The organism is Gordonia cholesterolivorans (genome assembly GCF_039531975.1).
Taxonomy (GTDB): Bacteria; Actinomycetota; Actinomycetes; order Mycobacteriales; family Mycobacteriaceae; genus Gordonia; species Gordonia sihwensis.
Genome location: NZ_BAAARB010000006.1, coordinates 46,449 through 65,365 on the forward strand (window position 1 = coordinate 46,449; position 18,917 = coordinate 65,365).

At 68.4% G+C, this 18,917-nt stretch carries 13 protein-coding genes; 6 read left to right on the plus strand and 7 right to left on the minus strand.

The features are described 5' to 3' along the window. Window positions 1–57: 57 nt before the first annotated feature. A complete protein-coding gene (locus ABFX36_RS07575) occupies window positions 58–1,443 on the minus strand; it encodes a DHA2 family efflux MFS transporter permease subunit (protein ID WP_051999642.1) in 1,386 nt (461 codons plus the stop codon). A gap of 314 nt (window positions 1,444–1,757) precedes the next feature. Between ABFX36_RS07575 and ABFX36_RS07580 the strand changes: the two genes are divergently transcribed. The 3 genes from ABFX36_RS07580 to ABFX36_RS07590 all read left to right on the plus strand — a co-directional run bounded on the left by ABFX36_RS07580 (window position 1,758) and on the right by ABFX36_RS07590 (window position 10,298). Then, window positions 1,758–2,555 carry a hypothetical protein gene (locus ABFX36_RS07580; protein ID WP_006896431.1) on the plus strand — a complete coding sequence of 266 codons (798 nt, stop codon included), beginning with the start codon at window positions 1,758–1,760 and terminating at the stop codon, window positions 2,553–2,555. Further along, window positions 2,552–6,370 carry an ABC transporter ATP-binding protein gene (locus tag ABFX36_RS07585; RefSeq protein WP_346075748.1) on the plus strand — a complete coding sequence of 1,273 codons (3,819 nt, stop codon included), beginning with the start codon at window positions 2,552–2,554 and terminating at the stop codon, window positions 6,368–6,370. The genes ABFX36_RS07580 and ABFX36_RS07585 overlap by 4 nt, the downstream gene beginning before the upstream one ends. A 229-nt stretch (window positions 6,371–6,599) precedes the next feature. Beyond that, on the plus strand, window positions 6,600–10,298 hold the full coding sequence (locus ABFX36_RS07590) for a multifunctional oxoglutarate decarboxylase/oxoglutarate dehydrogenase thiamine pyrophosphate-binding subunit/dihydrolipoyllysine-residue succinyltransferase subunit (protein ID WP_006896433.1): 3,699 nt from the start codon (window positions 6,600–6,602) through the stop codon (window positions 10,296–10,298). Window positions 10,299–10,394: 96 nt separating this feature from the next. Here ABFX36_RS07590 and ABFX36_RS07595 read toward each other — a convergent pair whose 3' ends face one another. Further along, window positions 10,395–10,997 (minus strand): TetR/AcrR family transcriptional regulator, encoded by a 603-nt coding sequence (locus ABFX36_RS07595; protein ID WP_006896434.1) that lies wholly within the window; start codon window positions 10,995–10,997, stop codon window positions 10,395–10,397. Between the two features lie 78 nt (window positions 10,998–11,075). Here ABFX36_RS07595 and ABFX36_RS07600 point away from each other — a divergent pair, with 78 nt between their 5' ends. Together ABFX36_RS07600 and ABFX36_RS07605 are read left to right on the plus strand one after the other, a co-directional pair. Next, window positions 11,076–12,629 (plus strand): flavin-containing monooxygenase, encoded by a 1,554-nt coding sequence (locus ABFX36_RS07600; protein ID WP_346075751.1) that lies wholly within the window; start codon window positions 11,076–11,078, stop codon window positions 12,627–12,629. A 55-nt stretch (window positions 12,630–12,684) separates the two neighbouring features. Then, window positions 12,685–13,515: an SDR family NAD(P)-dependent oxidoreductase gene (locus ABFX36_RS07605; RefSeq protein ID WP_045538384.1), complete on the plus strand. Its 831-nt coding sequence runs from the start codon at window positions 12,685–12,687 to the stop codon at window positions 13,513–13,515. A gap of 78 nt (window positions 13,516–13,593) precedes the next feature. Here the strand turns inward: ABFX36_RS07605 and ABFX36_RS07610 are convergent, their stop codons facing one another. Beyond that, window positions 13,594–14,472, minus strand: coding sequence for a glycine betaine ABC transporter substrate-binding protein (locus ABFX36_RS07610; RefSeq protein WP_346075753.1), 879 nt, complete (start codon window positions 14,470–14,472; stop codon window positions 13,594–13,596). A gap of 22 nt (window positions 14,473–14,494) precedes the next feature. Beyond that, entirely contained in the window at window positions 14,495–15,112 is a 618-nt protein-coding gene (locus ABFX36_RS07615) for a MarC family protein (RefSeq protein ID WP_039867436.1), read from the minus strand. Window positions 15,113–15,167: 55 nt separating this feature from the next. On the opposite strand from ABFX36_RS07615, the gene ABFX36_RS07620 reads away from it, so the two are divergent. Further along, the gene (locus ABFX36_RS07620) at window positions 15,168–16,265 is read left to right on the plus strand and encodes a magnesium and cobalt transport protein CorA (protein WP_039867437.1); all 1,098 of its coding nucleotides are present in this window, start codon (window positions 15,168–15,170) and stop codon (window positions 16,263–16,265) included. 6 nt (window positions 16,266–16,271) lie between these two features. On the opposite strand, the gene ABFX36_RS07625 is transcribed toward ABFX36_RS07620, so the two are convergent. The 3 genes from ABFX36_RS07625 to ABFX36_RS07635 all read right to left on the minus strand — a co-directional run bounded on the left by ABFX36_RS07625 (window position 16,272) and on the right by ABFX36_RS07635 (window position 18,914). Then, window positions 16,272–16,847 (minus strand): suppressor of fused domain protein, encoded by a 576-nt coding sequence (locus tag ABFX36_RS07625; protein ID WP_039867438.1) that lies wholly within the window; start codon window positions 16,845–16,847, stop codon window positions 16,272–16,274. A gap of 63 nt (window positions 16,848–16,910) precedes the next feature. Continuing rightward, window positions 16,911–18,080 (minus strand): ABC transporter ATP-binding protein, encoded by a 1,170-nt coding sequence (locus tag ABFX36_RS07630; RefSeq protein ID WP_006896441.1) that lies wholly within the window; start codon window positions 18,078–18,080, stop codon window positions 16,911–16,913. A gap of 3 nt (window positions 18,081–18,083) precedes the next feature. After that, on the minus strand, window positions 18,084–18,914 hold the full coding sequence (locus ABFX36_RS07635; RefSeq protein ID WP_222111042.1) for a carbohydrate ABC transporter permease: 831 nt from the start codon (window positions 18,912–18,914) through the stop codon (window positions 18,084–18,086). Window positions 18,915–18,917: the final 3 nt, after the last annotated feature.

Sequence of the window (18,917 nt, forward strand, 5' to 3'; positions counted from 1 at the left end):
GAGGCACCTCCGACAATCCGGGTCAGACGCGGCCGCGGCTCAGTCCGCCGAACCGACTCAGGTCCGTACGAGGAAGAGCGTGGCGACGGCACCCACCAGCAGGACGGCGGCGCCGAGATAGATCGACTCGCCCATCGCTCTCGCGAATCCGTCGCGCAAGAACTCCGGCAGCTGATGAACCTCGCCGCTGTGGCCGGCGGTGTCGACTCCCGGCAGGTGCGCCGAGAGCCGTGACATCATCAGCGCACCGATTCCCGCCGAACCGATCACCGAGCCGATGACCCGCGTGGTGTTGTACACGCCGGCGCCCGCCCCCGCCTGATGCCAGGGCAGATTCCGCGTCGCGGTCGCCGCCAGCGGCGCCCAGATCCCGGCGCTCGCCAGACCCATCAGGAGCGTGGGCGCGACCAGGAGCCACACCGGGCTCTCCGGCCGGAACACGGCTCCGGCCCAGAAGGACGCCACCGCATAGACGAACAGTCCGAGCGCGACCACGTTTCGCGGATGGACCCGGTCGAGCACGCGCCCGACGATCGGCGCGAAGATGCCGGTCAGCACGGCCATCGGCACCAGGACGAGCGCCGACCGCAGCGGCGACATCCCGCCGACCAGCTGGAGGAAGAACATGATCGGGATCATCGAACCGGAGACGGCGAATCCCATCGTGGCGATACCCACGTTCGACACACTGAAGTTGCGGTCGCGGAACAGCGACAGGGGCACCAGCGGCTCCCCCCGCGTGCGGCTCTCCCAGAAGACGAACACCCCCATCACCGCGACTCCGGCGCCGATGAGCACCCAGATCCATGCCGCCCAGTGGTACGACTCTCCCTCCTGGATGCCGAAGACCAGCGCCGTCAGACCCACCGCGGACAGCGCGACGCCGACCCAGTCGAACTTGTGGTCGTGGGTCTCCACCCTGGGCACCAGCATCTGGGCGAGCACCAGTCCGACCAGCCCGACGGGGAGATTGACGAAGAAGATCCACTCCCACCCCAGCGAGTCGGTGAGGACGCCGCCGAGAAGCGGACCGACCAGTGTGGCGACACCGGCGACCGTGCCCCAGACGCCCATCGCCGCACCGCGCCGCTCGGGCGGGAAGATGCGGGTGATGAGCGCCATGGTCTGCGGTGTGATCAGCGCCGCGCCGAGTCCCTGCACGCTGCGGGCCGCGATGAGTTCGCCGATGCTTCCCGACAGTCCGCACCACACGCTCGCAGCGGTGAACAGGAACAGGCCGGCCTGGTACACCCGCTTCGGCCCGATCTTGTCGCCGAGACGGCCGGCGACCAACAGCGGCACCGCGTAGGTGAGCAGATAAGCGCTGGTCACCCAGACGATCCCGTTCACATCGGCGTCGAGCGCCTCCATGATCTGCGGCTGGGCGACCGCGACGATCGTCATGTCGACGAGGATCATGAAGAAGCCGACGCACAGCGCCATCAACGCCGCCCACGGCCGATCGGTGACCGATTTGAACACCGGAGTCTGCAGGGTTGTGGTCACGTGCGCGTCCTTTCGGATCCGGACATCGGCGCGAGGCCGAGCGAGGGCATCAGGTTAACACCGCTCACCGACCTGTTCCGGACGCCGCCGGGCTCTCTGGCGGACGCTCGGCGCACCACCGATGTCAGTGGTCGCGCATATTGTGGAGTCGTCGCCCGGCCATCGCGTCGCGCACCGGTCGCGCGGAATCCTCGCGCGGAATCGGAGTACACGTCCGCGCCGACAGCCCGGCCGACAGGGAGGATCGACACATGCGCAAGTCGAAATCCGTCGCGCACAGCGACGACAACCGCCGCAGTGGCGCGCCCGCTCCGGTGACCTACGTCGACGGCCGGGCCGCCCAGAACGCGGGCAAGTCGTCGCTGGCGATCTTGACCGTGCTCGTCGACAAGGCCCAGCGACTTCAACAACCGGCGGTGGCGAAGTACGTGCGCCGCGTGCGCCGCAAGCATCCCGACGAGGGTCCCGAGCAGGTGATCCGACGGCTGGAGAAGCACTACCTGCGCTCGGTCACCGCATCGGGAGGCGCGGTCGGCGCGGCCGCGGCGATTCCCGGCGTGGGCACCCTCACCGCCCTCGGCGCGATCACCGCGGAGAGCGCCGTGTTCATCGAGGCGTCCGCCCTGCTGGCCCTGGCGGTCGCCGAAGTCCACGGCATCTCGCCTGCGGACACCGAACGCCGCAAGACGCTGGTGCTCGCCGTCGCGCTCGGCGAAGAGGGCACGTCTGTCGTCGGGAAAGCGCTCGGAGCGCGAGGCGGTGACGCGATCGCCAAGCTCGGCGTGCCCGGGATGCCCGGGGTCAACCTCTCGACGCTCAATAAGACGCTCGGCAACCGGTTCATCAAGAAGTTCACGATCGGCAAGGCACCCGTCGTGATGGGCAAGCTCATTCCGGGCGGCATCGGCGCGGTGGTCGGCGGCGTCGGCAACCGGGCGCTGGGGTCGCTCGTGGTCCGCAATGCGCGCGAAGCCTTCGGTCCCCCGCCCCGCTTCTGGGACGTCGACGGGGAGGTTCTCGCGCACCAGCGCACGATCGAGGCCGGTTGACCGGCCGCGCGGCGCCGGCCGCGCAGGGCTGGATTCGCCGCCTGGTCGGCGAGTGCGGACGACACCGCCGCCTCGCCGTGGTGCTGGTCGCCGTCACCCTCGGCGCCGTTGCCGTCGATCTGGTCACTCCACTCATCACCAAGGCCGCCATCGATTCGGCCACCGGTCAGCAGGCGGCCCGTGTGGGATTTCCCGTCCTCATCGGTGCCCTGCTGGTGGCCGCGGCACTGCGCTACGCGTGTCAGTTCGGCCGACGGATGACCGCCGGTCGCATGTCGGTCACGGTCCAAGACGGTCTGCGCCGCCGGCTGCTGGACACCCTCCATCACGTCGACGGACCGGCGCGCGACACGATTCGCACCGGCCAAGTGGTGTCCCGCTCCATCTCCGACCTCCAGGTGGTCCAGTCACTGCTGGCCATGGCACCGCTCTCGCTCGGCGGCGCGGTCCAGGTGGTGCTGTCGCTGGGTGTGATGGCCTGGCTGTCGCCGCTGCTGACGCTGGTCGCGATCGCCATCGTCCCGCTCATCGCGGTGATCGTGTACCGCAGCCGCAAACGGCTGTTCGCCGCCACCTGGGCGGCGCAGCAGGCCTCAGCCGAGGTGGCCGGCCACGTCGAGGAGACGGTGACCGGCGTGCGTGTGGTGAAGGGTTTCGGCCAGGAACGCAGGGCAACCGACGAACTCGCCGCCCTGGGCGAGCGGCTGTACCGCTTCAAACTGCGCGCCGCAAACCTGAGCGCGCGCTTCACGCCGACCATGGCATCGATTCCGCAACTCGGGATGGTCGCCGTCATCGGTCTCGGCGGATACCTCGTGTATGCCGGCGACATCACCGCGGGCACCTTCCTCGCTTTCTCCACCTATCTCGCCACCATGACCGGCCTCGCGCGCATCCTCACCAACCTGGTCGTGAACGCGCAGCTCGCCGCATCGGCGGTGACTCGCGTGTACGAGGTGGCCGACCACCCGCGCGATCGCGCCTTCGAGAACACGACGACCGTTCCCGACGGCCCGCTCGGCCTGAGCTTCGACGGCGTCGGACTCACGCTCGGCGGACGCCGGGTTCTCCGCGGCGTCGACCTGCGCGTGGCGCCGGGGGAATGCGTCGCCGTGGTCGGCGGGCCCGGATCCGGCAAGTCGACCCTCGCCGAACTCGTGACCGGCGCCTATCGGGCCGAGTCGGGGACGGTCGCGCTCATCGGCGCCGAGGGAAGCGGTCTGGACGTCACAGAGCTGGCGCCCGACGAACTGTACCGAGCAGTGGCGTTCGCCTTCGACGACCCGTTCCTGTATTCGACGACGATCGCCGCGAACATCGGCCTCGGCCCGCAACCGGTGCCGCCGGACGGGGTCGACGATTCCATCCGGGTCGCCGCACGCGCGGCGGCCGCCGACTTCGCCGCGGAACTGCCCGACGGATACGCCACCGAGGTGGGCGAGCGAGGCCTCACTCTGTCCGGAGGACAGAGACAGCGAGTCGCCCTCGCCCGAGCCCTGTATCAGGGCAGCCGGGTACTGGTCCTCGACGACGCGACGTCGGCGGTCGATGCCGCGACCGAGGCGCGGATCTTCGCTCATTTCCGCGCTCTCGGGACCACGATGCTGGTGTTGGCGCACCGCGATTCCACGCTGGCGATCGCCGATCGGGTCGCGGTCCTCGACGACGGCGTGGTCACCGACGTCGGAACGGTCGCCGAACTCACCGAACGCAGTGCGCGTTTCCGCGCGCTGATGTCGCCGACCGACACCGCGGAACAGCGGGCGGCGGCCTCCGCGAGCGTGCGCGCGCAGAACGACATCGGCATCGAGGAGCTGTGGCCCGGCGGCGTCGACGCGCCGGCTCCGAAAGCCCGCCGTGAGGCCGCGCCCCCGATGCGCATCGGTCCCGGCGGCGGCGGTCGGGCCGGAGTGCTCGGCGCCATGCCCGCCACCGACGAGATCCGTGCCGCGGTGGCCGCACTGCCGCCCGCCGACGACGATCCGAAGGTGGACGTCGAGGCCGCCCGCGCCGAACGCACCGACTTCAGTCTCAAACAGATTCTGCGTCCGGTGGCCGGTCTGCTCGCCGTGGTGCTGGCGACGATCGCTGCGGACACGCTGATCGGACTGGCCTTCCCGTCGCTGGCGCGCACAGTTCTGGACGCCGCCTCGCGTTCGGATGCCGACGTGATCGGGGTCGCCGCGCTCACCGGCTTCGCGCTCGTCGCCGCCGCCTGGATCGCGGGGGCGGTGAACGTGGTGGCGGCGGCCCGCGCGGGAGAACGCGTCCTGTACGGCCTCCGGATCCGCAGCTACGCCCACCTGCAACGACTCGGCCTCGACTACTACGAGCGCGAACTCTCGGGCCGCATCATGACGCGGATGACCACGGACGTCGATGCCCTCTCCGGATTCGTCCAGAACGGGCTGTCGTCGGCCGTGGTCGCGGTGCTGACCCTGGTCGGTGTCTTCGGCGCCCTGATCGCGACCGACTGGGAGCTCGGTCTGGTGATCGCTCCGGTGTTCCCGGTCCTGCTGATCGCGACCGTCGTGTTCCGCCGGATCAGCTCGCGCGCCTACACCCGCACCCGCGAACTGGTGTCTGCGGTGAACGCGGACTTCCAGGAGAACATCGCGGGTCTGGCGACCACACGCGTGTACCGGCACATCCCGGTGGCACGGGCCGAGTTCGGCCGGCGCAGCGACGAGTGGGTCGACGCTCGGATGGACTCCCAGCGCGCCATCTCGGTGTACTTCCCCTTCATCACGTTCTGCTCCGACGCGGCCACCGCCGTCGTCCTCGGGTTCGGCGCCCATCAGGTGGCCTCCGGCGCGATGTCCTCGGGCACCCTGATCGCGTTCGTGCTCTACCTCGCGATGTTGTTCGGGCCCGTGCAGCAGCTCACGACGGTCTTCGATTCGTATCAGCAGGCGGCGGTCGGTCTGCGTCGCATCCGCGATCTGCTGCTGACCCCGAGTTCCCTGGTGGACGCACCGCAGGCCGATTCGGAGGCCTCGCCCGCCGAACTGGCGGCTCCCGCGTTCGACGGCGACGTTCGGCTCGACCGCGTGGACTTCCGTTACGCCGGGGCCGACCGCGACGCGTTGAGCGGGATCGAGATGCACATCCCGGCGGGCACCTCGCTGGCGCTGGTCGGCACCACGGGCGCGGGCAAGTCGACCATCGTCAAACTGCTTGCGCGCTTCTACGACCCGACGGCCGGCAGCGTGCGGATGGACGGTATCGATCTGCGGACCATCGATCTGCACCGCTATCGCAGCCGCCTGGGCGTGGTCCCACAGGAACCCCACCTGTTCGCGGGGACCGTTGCCGACAACATCGCCTACGGCAGGCCCGGTGCCTCGCGCGAAAGGATCGCCGAAGCCGCGCGACGAGTGGGCGCGGCGCAGATGATCGCCGGTCTCCCCGGAGGCATGGAGTTCGGCGTGTCCGAACGCGGGCGGGGACTCTCGTCCGGGCAACGCCAGTTGATCGCGCTGGCCCGCGCCGAACTGGTGGAGCCGGATCTGATCCTGCTCGACGAGGCCACCGCGACTCTCGATCAGGCCACCGAGGCGCAGGTTCTCGCGGCCGGCGAGGCACTCTCCCGGCGCCGCACGAGCGTGATCGTCGCGCACCGCCTCGCCACCGCCGCACGAGCGGATGTGATCGCGGTGGTCGAGGGCGGCCGGATCGTGGAGAGGGGCACGCACCACCGACTGCTGGCGGCACACGGCGAGTACCGGCGTCTGTGGGACGCCGGCGTCTCCCCCGACGACTGCGAGGCGCCGGCTGCCGGGCCGCGCCCGGCCGACCGCTCCAGCGTCGGCTGAGCCGCTCGGCGTTCCGCTGACCGAGACGATCCCCGCTGTCACACGGTGGTCAGCACGTGAGATTGACCACTTACCGCGGCGTGTCACCGTCTGTGCGGCACACAGCGCCCGAGCCGCGAGCGGTCCGCGTACCATCGATTGATGGCAGGTCGGCCGCGGTTCACGAGACCAGCGGTTCACCCGCCACGCGATCGAAGAACACCTGGGTGAATTGAGGCGAGACAGCGCTGTGAGCAGTTCGATTTCCGAATCCGACTTCGGACAAAACGAATGGCTGGTCGAGGAGATGTACCAGCGATTCCAGACCAACCCCGAATCAGTCGATCCGAGCTGGCACGAGCTTCTCAAGAACTATCGCCCGGGTTCGACGGCGACCGCCCCGTCCTCGAACGGTGCGGCCCAGGCGACCCGGGTGGCTCCGAAGCAGGCGGTCACGCTCGACACCGAACCGACCAAGGCCGCACCGGCGCCCACCCGCGCCCCCGCACCGGCACGTGAGTCGGCCGCGACCAAGGCCGCATCCGGTACCAGCCTGGCGGCGTCCGCCGCCAAGCCTGCCGCCGATGCCGGGACAGACACGAATAAGGTGCTCCGCGGCCCCGCCGCGACCATCGTGCGCAACATGTCGGCCTCGCTCGAGGTCCCGACCGCGACCAGCGTCCGCGCGGTTCCCGCGAAGCTGATGATCGACAACCGCGTCGTGATCAACAACCACCTCGCCCGCACCCGCGGCGGCAAGGTGAGCTTCACGCACATCCTCGGCTATGCGATCGTCCAGGCGATCAAGGCGTTCCCGAACATGAACCGCCACTTCGCCGTCGTGGACGGTAAGCCGAACGTCGTCACGCCCGCCCATACCAATCTCGGCCTCGCGATCGACCTGCCGGGAAAGAACGGGAACCGCACGCTGGTCGTCGCCGCGATCAAGGGCTGCGAGACCAAGAACTTCTCCGAGTTCGTCGCGGCGTACGAGGACATCGTCCGCCGGGCCCGCGACGGCAAGCTCGGCGCCGAGGACTTCGCCGGCGTCACCATCTCGCTGACCAACCCCGGCACCATCGGCACCGTCCACTCGGTGCCGCGGCTGATGCAGGGCCAGGGCGCCATCATCGGCGCCGGAGCCATGGAGTACCCGGCCGAGTTCCAGGGCGCGAGCGATGAGCAGATCGCCGAGATGGGTGTCGGCAAGCTGATGACGCTGACGTCCACCTACGACCACCGGATCATTCAGGGCGCCGAATCGGGCGACTTCCTCCGCAAGGTCCACACGCTGCTGCTCGACGACTCCTTCTGGGACGAGCTGTTCACCTCGCTGCAGATCCCGTACGAGCCCGTCCGCTGGCGTCGCGACGTCCCCGCCGGACTCGTCGACAAGAACACGCGCGTCCTCGAGCTCATCGCCGCGTACCGCAGCCGCGGTCATCTGATGGCCGACACCGACCCGCTGATGATGAACGCGGCCGCCAAGGCCTCGCATCCGGACCTCGACGTACTGACCTACGGCCTGACTCTCTGGGATCTGGACCGCACCTTCAACGTCGGCGGCTTCCACGGACAGCGGAACATGAAGCTGCGCGACGTGCTGTCGATCCTGCGCGACGCCTACTGCCGCCACGTCGGCGTCGAGTACACGCACATCCTCGACCCGGAGCAGCAGCGCTGGCTCCAGGAGCGGGTGGAGATCAAGCACGCCAAGCCGTCGGTCGCCGAGCAGAAGTACATCCTGAGCAAGCTGAACGCCGCCGAGGCGTTCGAGACCTTCCTCGCGACCAAGTACGTCGGCCAGAAGCGCTTCTCGCTCGAGGGCGCCGAAGCCGTCATCCCGATGATGGACGCGGTTCTCGATCAGAGCGCCGAACACCAGCTCGAAGAGGTCGTCATCGGCATGCCGCACCGCGGCCGGCTGAACGTCCTGGCCAACATCGTCGGCAAGCCGTACTCGAAGATCTTCACCGAGTTCGAGGGCAATCTCGGCCCCGCTGACGCGCACGGCTCCGGCGACGTGAAGTACCACCTCGGCGCCGAGGGCAAGTACTACCAGATGTTCGGCGACAACGAGATCACCGTCTCGCTCACCGCCAACCCCAGCCATCTGGAGGCCGTCGACCCGGTCCTCGAGGGCATCGTCCGCGCCAAGCAGGACGGCATGTCGGAGGACCGCGAGTTCGACGTGCTGCCGCTGATGCTGCACGGTGACGCCGCCTTCGCCGGTCAGGGCATCGTCGCCGAGGTGCTGAACATGTCGATGCTGAACGGCTACCGCACCGGCGGCACCGTCCACATCGTGGTGAACAACCAGGTCGGTTTCACCACCGCACCCGAGCACTCGCGCTCCACGCAGTACTGCACCGACATCGCGAAGATGATCGGCGCACCGGTCTTCCACGTGAACGGCGACGATCCGGAGGCCTGCGTCTGGGCCGCCAAGCTCGCCGTCGACTACCGCGAGGCGTTCCACCGCGACGTCGTGATCGACCTCGTCTGCTACCGCCGCCTGGGCCACAACGAGGGCGACGATCCGTCGATGACCCAGCCGGCGATGTACGACGTCATCAACAACATCCGCAGCGTCCGCAAGAGCTACACCGAAGCGCTGATCGGCCGTGGTGACATCTCCACCAAGGAGGCCGAGGACGCACTGCGCGATTACCAGGGACAACTCGAGCGCGTCTTCGTCGAAGTCAAGGAACTCGAACGGTTCACACCCGAGGCGTCGCCGTCGGTGGAGGGCGAGCAGACGCTGCTCACCAAGCTGGTGACCGCGGTGCCGCAGGAGAAGCTCGCGGAGATCGGCGACGCCTTCGGCAATCTGCCCGAGGGATTCAACGCCCATCCGCGCGTCAAGCCGGTCATCAAGCGGCGCCACGAGATGCCGGTCAAGGGCGACATCGACTGGTCGTTCGCCGAGATCCTCGCCTTCGGCACCCTGGTTCAGGAAGGCCGCACGGTGCGGCTGTCCGGTCAGGACTCCCGCCGCGGAACGTTCACTCAGCGCCACTCGGTGCTGATCGACCGCGAGAACGGCTCGGAGTACACACCGCTGAACCACCTGCCCGACGCGACCGGCCGCTTCCTGGTGTACGACTCGCCGCTGAGCGAGTACGGCGTGCTCGGCTTCGAGTACGGCTACGCCCTCGCCGACCCCGACGCACTCGTCCTGTGGGAGGCGCAGTTCGGCGACTTCGTCAACGGTGCGCAGTCGATCATCGACGAGTTCATCAGCTCCGGCGAGGCCAAGTGGGGTCAGCGCAGCGACGTCGTGCTGCTGCTGCCGCACGGCCACGAGGGCCAGGGTCCCGACCACACCTCGGGCCGCATCGAGCGCTTCCTGCAGTTGTGCGCCGAGGGTTCGATGACCGTCGCGCTGCCCTCGACTCCGGCGAGTTACTTCCACCTGCTGCGGCGCCACGTGCACGATGGCATCAGCCGGCCGCTGGTGGTCTTCACCCCGAAGTCGATGCTGCGCAACAAGGCGGCCGTCTCGCCGGTGGAGGATTTCACCGAGGGCAAGTTCCTCTCCGTGATCGACGATCCGCGTTTCGCCAAGCAGGGCGGCGACCGCGACAAGGTGCAGCGCGTGCAGCTGGTCAGCGGCAAGCTCTACTACGAGCTGGCCGCACGGCAGGCGAAGGACGGTCGCGACGACGTCGCGATCATCCGCGTCGAGCAGCTGTACCCGGTGCCCTACCGCAGGCTCGCGCGCACGCTGGAGCAGTACCCGAACGCGAAGGACTTCGTCTGGGTTCAGGAGGAGCCGGCGAACCAGGGTCCGTGGCCGTTCCTCGGTCTCTGGCTGCCGGAGATGCTCCCCGAGTTGCTCGGCGGCCTCCGCCGGATCTCGCGCCGGCCGATGTCCGCGCCGTCGTCGGGCTCCAGCAAGGTCCACGCGGTGGAGCAGCAGGAGATCATCGATCAGGCCTTCCGCTGATCTGATGCGACTCTGACACGACACACGAGAGGGGCCGCCCCGCTTCGGCGAGGCGGCCCCTCTCGTGTGTCCGCGGCCGGCATCGCCGGCGCCGGCTCATGTCTGAGTCACGTTCCCGACCAGCCCGGCTAGGGTGGGCAGAGCGGCGACGAAGATCTGTACGAGCTGTTCCCGGGTGATCACCGGGTCGTCGAGCCAGCGGACGAGCGTCTCCTCCACGAAGGCGATCCAGCCCGCCACCGACAGTTCGATCGCCGGGCTCCGTTCGATCCCGATGGCGGGCGCGTGCGTCAGAATCCGCTCGGTCATCGCCGCGCGCGTCCGGTCGGCGACCGCTCTGATCGCGTCGTCCGCACTCGCCGCGCCGCGGATGACTCCCACGAACCCGCGCCCGTTGTCGGCGACGTAGTCGACGTAGGCGGTCATCGAGGCCTGGAGCATCGCGATCGGATCGCCGAGCTCGGCCTGCGGCTCCGTGCGGGCGAGCATCTCCTCCGCCTGCTCGGTGATGACGCTCAGATGGAAATCGGCCTTGGACTCGAAGTAGTGGAAGATCAGTGCCTTCGACACTCCCGCCGCTTCGGCGACCGCTTCCATCGTGACCGACTCCAGGGGACGGTCGCGTGCCATCTGCACGCCCAGATCGATGAGCTGACGACGGCGTGCAGCAGGGCTCAAACGGGTTCTGGCGGTGGTCATGCACCAACCGTAAGCGCTTATTGACCTGAATTCAATTGCCTATTGACTCGCGGTCAACACGCGCTTATCGTAGGCACCATGACAACGCATGATGTAGAGATCGCGATCATCGGAGCCGGGTTCTCCGGACTCGGTGCAGCCATCAAGCTCAGCCAGGAGGGTGTGGACGATTACGTCCTGCTCGACCGCGGCCAGGACTTCGGCGGCACCTGGCGCGACAACGTGTACCCGGGTGCCGCGTGCGACGTCCCGTCGCACCTGTACTCCTACTCGTTCGCGCTCAACCCGGACTGGTCCCGGTCGTACTCTCATCAGCCCGAGATCCACCGCTACATCAACGCCGTCGCCGACGAGCACCGCATCGGCGAGCACGCTCTGTTCGGCTCCGATGTGCGCCGTGCGGAGTGGGACGAGACCGCCGGACGCTGGAAGCTGGACTACGAGCGGGACGGCGAGAGCCACACCCTCACCGCGCGCACCCTCATCGGCGGCGTCGGACCGCTGTGCGAGCCGAACCTCCCCGATATCGAGGGCTTCGGCGACTACCGGGGCAAGATCGTGCACTCGGCCCGCTGGGACACCGACTACGACTTCACCGGCAAGCGCGTGGCCGTCATCGGCACCGGCGCCTCGGCGATCCAGATCGTGCCGCAGCTGGGCAAGGTGGTCGGACACATGGACGTGTACCAGCGCACCGCGCCGTGGATCATCCCGCGCAACGAGCGCCCGTACCTGAGCGTGGAGAACTGGGCGTTCAAGAACGTCCCCGGTCTGCAGGCGGCCATCCGCGGCGGCATCTACTCGTTCAACGAGGTGGTCGCGGCCGGGATGACCTACGCCCCGAAGGCGCTCAAGCCCGTCGAGGCGCTCAGCCGAGCCAACATCTTCCGCGGTATCCGCGATCCCGAGCTCCGCAAGGCGGTGACCCCGCGGTTCGCGGTGGGCTGCAAGCGCATCCTGAAGTCCAATGAGTGGTACCCGACCCTCGACCAGGACAACGTGGAACTGGTGACCGACGGCATCGACCGCATCACCGAGACCGGCATCGTCACCGCGGACGGCACCGCCCGCGACGTCGACGTGATCGTCGTCGCGACCGGATTCCACGTCACCGACTCCCCTGTCTTCGACACCATCGTCGGAGCGAACGGCGAGAGCCTGGCACAGGTCTGGGAGCGCGAGGGCATGCAGGCCTACAAGGGCTCGTTCGTCCACGGTTTCCCGAACCTGATGCTGCTGATCGGACCGTCGACCGGCCTGGGCCACACGTCGATGGTGTACATGATCGAGTCACAGCTGAACTACCTGGTGGACTACGTGCGCAAGTCACGCGCCCACGGCATCACCAGAGTGGACGTGCGCAAGGACGCGCAGGACCGTTTCAACGCGGGGATCCAGCGCACGCTGCGGTCCAGTGTCTGGGTGAACGGCGGGTGCGCCTCCTGGTACAAGGATCACAACGGCGATATCACCGTCCTGTGGCCGGGGTTCACCTTCAACTTCCGCAATCAGACGCGTTCGTTCGACCTCGACGCGTACGACGTGCGCACCGCGGACCGGCCCGCCGTCGTCGCAGAGTCCGTGCAGACCGCTGACGATGCCCCGGCCGAACCCGTCGGCACCGACGCCTGACCCGACCGGCACCCGACTTCCCGACACCGCAACTTCCCGACTTCAGGAGAGAACTATGAAGGATTTCAACAACAAGGTCATCGTCATCACCGGCGCCGGTTCCGGGATGGGCCGCGACCTGGCGGTCAAGCTCGCCAAGCGCGGTGCCAAGATCGCCATCTCCGATGTGAACCCGGACGGTCTCGCGGAGACCGAGCGGCTGGTCGCAGCGACCGGTGCGCAAGTGCACAGCCAGTTGCTCAACGTCGCCGAGCGAGAGGCCGTCCTCGCGTACGCCGACACCGTGGCCGGCCACTTCGGCACCGTCAACGCGATCTTCAACAACGCCGGCATCGCGCACCACGGTGAGGTCGAGACCATGGAGTTCAAGGACATCGAGCGTGTCATGGACATCGACTACTGGGGCGTCGTCAACGGCACCAAGGCGTTCCTGCCGTACCTGATCGCGTCGGGCGACGGCCACGTCGTCAACACCTCGTCGCTGTTCGGCCTGCTGGCCGAACCGGGTCAGGCCGCATACAACTCCGCCAAGTTCGCCGTCCGCGGCTTCACCGAGGCGCTGAATCAGGAGATGATCATCGCGAAGCACCCGGTCAAGGTGACCTGCGTGCATCCGGGCGGAATCAAGACGGCGATCGCCCGCAATGCGACCACGTCGGGCGATCACGACCAGGCGAAGACCGCGGAGTTGTTCGACAAGTACCTGGCGAACACCAGCTCGGAGAAGGCCGCCGACATCATCATCAAGGCGGTCGAGCGCGACCGCGCACGCGTCCTCGTCGGCGCGGACGCGAAGGTTCTCGATCTGTGCGTCCGTCTGGTGGCCTCCGGCTACCAGGGCATCGGCGCCCGCGTCACCGGTTGGGCGCTCAAGCGCACCAAGTAGCCTCCCGGACCACGGACGGGGCCGCCGCGACGAGACGATCGTCGCGGCGGCCCCGTCTCGGTGTACGAGCCCGGCGGATCAGACGCCGTGCGTGCCGATCCATTCGTTCGCGACGGCCGCGGGGTCGGCGCCCCGCTCCACGCGCGCGGCGAGCTCGGCCAGATCCGCGGTGGTCAACTCACCGGCGACACGGCTGAGCGCCTTCATCTGCGGCTTGCCGATCAGGGATGCGCGGAATACGGGCACGAGATCCTGCGCCATCGGCCCGGATTCGGCCGACCGCAGGGCCGTCACGTCGTCGCGGCCGGCCAGCGCCGTCGCCGCCTCCAGCCCGGTCAGCGTTCCGAGCGCCTGCCCGCCGCGGACGCGGTCGACCACCTGCTGCGACGTCAGGCGCTCCGTGATCGCACCGAACCGGCAGACGCTGAACGCCTGCTTCTCCTCCGCGGTCAGCTCGCCGGTGCTCACCAACGGCAGTCCGGGCGGCACCGCCCCGCATTGCGCCAGGTCGGTGAGGTGATCGGCGTCGGAGACGGTCTGGGCGAGGATCAACTGCCTGCGGTCGTTCACCGCTGCCGGATCGCCGATCGTCACGCCCTGCGGCAGAGCGCGGTTCACCGCCTCCTCCACGTCTTCACTCGACACGGCGTCGGGCCCGGGCATCAACGCGGTCAGCAGATCGCCGGTGAACGCCGGGAACAGGTCCACATCGCCCTGCGCCGCCTCGTCGAGGAGCCGTCTGTCGGCCGACGCCCGGCCGCCGACGTCGACTCGGACGCCGGTGCGCGCGAGCGCTCCCGCGTAGATCTGCGCTGCCACCTGCATCTCGGGGGTGCCGTCGGTACCGACGCGCAGAGGTGCCGGTACATCGGATCCGCACGCCGTGATCAGGGTCGCAGCCGCGCCGATCGCGGCCGCGAGAGCGGCGGCGCGGCGGGAGAATCGTCGAGTAGACATCGCCGACCAGACTAATCGACGCTCACGCCGTGGCCGCGAAACCGATCACCGACGTCGCGATCAACTGGACCGCGATGGCCGCCAGAAGCAGACCGGCGATCTTGGCGAGCAGCGTGATGCCGCTGACCCGCAGCACCCTGATGATGCCGGTCGAGAAGAACAGCGCCAGCGCCACCACGGCATGGACGGTGAGAATGGCCGCGGCGATCGCCGTGTACCCGGGCACATCTCCGTGTACCTGGCTGACGGCGACGATCACCGCGGCGATGGCTCCGGGGCCGGCGAGCATCGGTGTGCCGAGCGGTACCAGCGCCACGTTGACGTCGTCGGACACCTGTGCGGCGGTCGAACCGCCGAGTCCCATGAGCAGTTGCAGCGCGACCAACAACAGCAGCAGTCCACCCGCGCCCTGCAGCGCCGGTATGCCGATGTGCAGGTAGGCCAGGATGGCGCGGCCGCCGACCGCGAACAGGCTGATGACGAGCAGCGACACCAGCGGTGCCTGCCAGGCGGCCTTACGCCGGTACTCGGCTGAGCGCCGGCCGACGAGGGACAGGAACACCGGAACCTGCCCGGGCGGGTCCATGATGACGAGCAGGGTGATCGCGGTCGTCGTGTACACGGAGACGTCGAATGGCACGGACTGAGTGTAAGCGGGCGGCCCGGCGGCTCGCTAAGGTCGACGTGTGCCGTCCATGCCGAGAATGCTGCAGCCGGGTAACCGCGGGCCGGGTAAGAACCCCGAGGTCGCAACGCCCCCGGTCCCCGTGGCTCGCGCGATCGTCGACTGCGGCGTCTACGTCGACGGCATCCGGCAGCCCACCCCGCCCGACATCCGCTCGGCTCTCGCATTCGTGCGGACCACCGGAAGCGGCTTCGTGTGGCTCGGTCTGCACGCACCGGACGAGCGGCAGATGAACGACGTCGCCGAGACCTTCGGGCTGCACCCGCTGATGGTCGAGGACGCCGTCCACGCCCACCAGCGTCCCAAGCTCGAGACCTACGACGACACTCTGTTCCTCGTTCTGCGGACCGTCAAGTACATCGACCACGACGACGACGAGGTCGCCAACGACATCGTCGAGACCGGCGAGATCATGGTGCTCGCCGGACGGGACTTCGTCATCACCGTCCGCCACGGGGAACACACACATCTCGCGGGCGTACGCGCGCGCCTCGAGCAGACACCCGAGCATCTGCGGCTCGGCCCCGCGACTGTCGTCCACGCGATCGCCGACCGGGTGGTCGACTCCTACCTGAGAGTCGTGCGCGAGATGGAGGCGGACGTCGACGGGCTCGAAGAGCGCGTCTTCGCGGCGTCGTCACGGGATCTCGACATCGACGTGGTCTACCTGTTCAAACGCGAGGTGCTGGAGCTGCGCCGCGCGGTCCAGCCGCTGGCGGTGCCGCTCTCACTGCTGTCGGGCAGCTCCGGCACACTCGAATCGGCGGCGCTCACCCCGCACGACACCGAGATCCAACGGCACTTCCGCGACGTCGCAGACCATCTGACCACGGCGAACGACCTGGTCGTCGAGTACGACGAGCGCCTGACGGCACTGCTGAACGCCGCCGCGACCAAGGTCAGCACCCAGATGAACACCGACATGCGGAAGATCTCGGCGTGGGCCGCCATCGCCGCGGTCCCCACCGCGGCGGCGGGGATCTACGGGATGAACTTCGACTTCATGCCCGAACTCCACTACCGGTACAGCTACCCGCTGCTGCTGCTCACTCTGTTCGCGGTGTGCTTCACCCTGTGGCGGATCTTTCACCGCTCCCACTGGCTGTGAGCGACGCTACGGCGACACCGCGGCCCGGCCGGGGTCGGTCACATCCGTGCCGGCCTCAGCCCACGCCGCGCGCAGCTCATCGGCGCCCTTGAGCCGCACCCATGCCGCTTCGTTCGCGGTGATCGGCACCGCACGCAGGAAACGCACCGGATCGGCGGGGTCGTCGAGCGGCAGATCGGCGAACCGGTCGTCGCCGGTGAGGAGGAAGGCCGAGCAGATCGCCCCGGCCCACAGCGGCTCCTGCAGGTCGATCAGCGAGTCCTCCGCCAGGATCAGCCCTTCGACGGCGGGCGCCGCGGCGAGCATGGCCAGCGACTTGTGCAGTCCTTGCAGCGGCATGCTCGCGCGCAGGGTCACCGTCACCTCGGCTCGCGGTCCGCGGACCGGGTCGGGAGCGAAGTCGGCCGGATCGTGCATCGGGTGGCGTGCGCACCCCACCGTCACGTAGACCACTCGGTCGCCGTCGGCGAACCGCAGCACGTCGATCGGTTCGACGCCGAGAAAGGTGACCGACGCCCGCTGCGGCTCGCTGCCGACGGCGGCGGACACGTGGGCGATCACCCGATCGCTGACAGAACTCACCCCACCAGTTAAACACCGGTGGGGTGAGTCGGATCGGTGCGGGGCCGTGCCCGGCGCACGGCCTCAGCGCAGGCTGACGCCGCTCGCGGTGTCGAAGACGTGCATCCGTGCCGGGTTCAGCGCCAGGGTGAGCGTCTCGCCCCTGCGGGCCTGGGTGTAGGGCGACAGCCGGGCCACCTTCTGCCCGCCCGCGGTGGTGGAACCGAGGTCCTCTGCCAGCTTCGAGAGCACCTGCGTCGCCGAGTCGGGCGCCTGCCAGCCGAAGTACACGTACTTGTCCGACCCCATCGACTCCACGAGGTCGACCGTGATCGGAAAGCTGAGGAAGCCGGCCAACTCGGCCTCGTGCGTCAGCGCCGCGTCCACCAGGTGCTCCGGCCGGATGCCCAGCAGCACCTCGCCGTTGCTGTCGGCCTGGCGCGCACGGCCGGCGATCTCGTTGTAGTCGGGGAACTCGATGTGGCCGATGGCGGTGTCCGCGCCGGTCGCGGTCAGCCTGCCCGGGAGGAAGTTCATGGCCGGCGAGCCGATGAATCCGGCCACGAACAGGTTGGCCGGGCGGTCGTAGAGCTCCTGCGGCGCGCCGACCTGCTGGACGTAGCCCGCGCGCATCACCACGACGCGGTCGCCGAGCGTCATGGCCTCGGTCTGGTCGTGGGTCACGTACACGGTCGTCGTCCCCAACCGGGCCTGCAGCGAGGCGATCTCGGTACGCATCTGGACACGCAGCTTCGCGTCGAGGTTCGACAGCGGCTCGTCCATCAGGAACGCATTGGGCGTGCGGACGATGGCCCGACCCATCGCGACGCGCTGACGCTGACCGCCCGACAGGTTGGCGGGCTTGCGGTCGAGGTACTCGGTGAGGTCGAGCATCGCGGCGGCCTCGTCGACGCGGCGGGCGATCTCGGCCTTGTCCATCTTCGCGAGGCTGAGCGGGAAGGCGATGTTCTGACGCACCGACATGTGCGGGTACAGCGCGTAGCTCTGGAAGACCATCGCGATGTCCCGGTCCTTCGGAGCCACCTCGTTCATCCGCTTGCCGCCGATGCGCAACTCACCGGACGTGATGTCCTCGAGACCGGCGATCATGTTCAGCGTCGTCGACTTGCCGCAGCCCGACGGTCCCACCAGGATGACGAACTCGCCTTCGGCGATGTTCAGGTTCACCCCGTGCACGGCGATCGAGCCGTCCGGGTACTGCTTGGAGACGTTCTCCAGAACGATGTCGGCCATGGGTTATCCCTTCACCGCGCCGGAGGTGAGGCCGGCGACGATACGACGTTGGAAGAAGAGCACGAAGATGATGATCGGAATGGTGATGACGACGGCCGCTGCGGCGATGGCCCCGGTGGGCTCCTCGAACTGACTGCTGCCCGTGAACTGCGAGATCGCGACGGGCGCCGTCTCCGCATTCTCGGTGGAGGTCAGCGACAACGCCAGAAGCAGGTCGTTCCACGCGAAGATGAAGACCAGGATCGCGGCGGTCACCACGCCCGGCGCCGCCAGCGGGACGATCACGCGGCGGAACGCCTGAGCCGGCGTGGCTCCGTCCATCTGCGCGGCCTTCTCCAGGTCCCATGGGATCTCCCGGAAGAACGCCGAGAGAGTGTAGATCGCCAGCGGCAGCGCGAAGGCCACGTAGGGCAGGATCAGACCGAGCCACGTGTCGAACAGGCCGAGCCGGCGTTCGATGTTGAACAGCGGCGTCACCAGTGAGATCTGCGGGAACATCGCGATCAGCAGGGCCGCTCCGATGAGCAGCTTCTTCCCGCGGAACTCGAGCCGCGCGACCGCGTAGGCGGCCATGGTTCCCAGCAGCACGGCGATTACCGTGGTGATCAGGCCGATGCCGATCGAGTTGATCAGCGCCGACGTGAACAGGCTGGTGTCGAAGATTCCCTTGTAGTTGTCGAAGGTCCACTGCTTCGGGATGAAGCTGCCGTCGGTCACACTGCCGGTCGGCTTGAACGACAGGCTGATGATCCACCACAGCGGGATGATCGCGTAGAGGACCACCAGAACATTGGCGACGGTCCAGCCGACTTTACGGCGAATGCTCGCATCCATCGG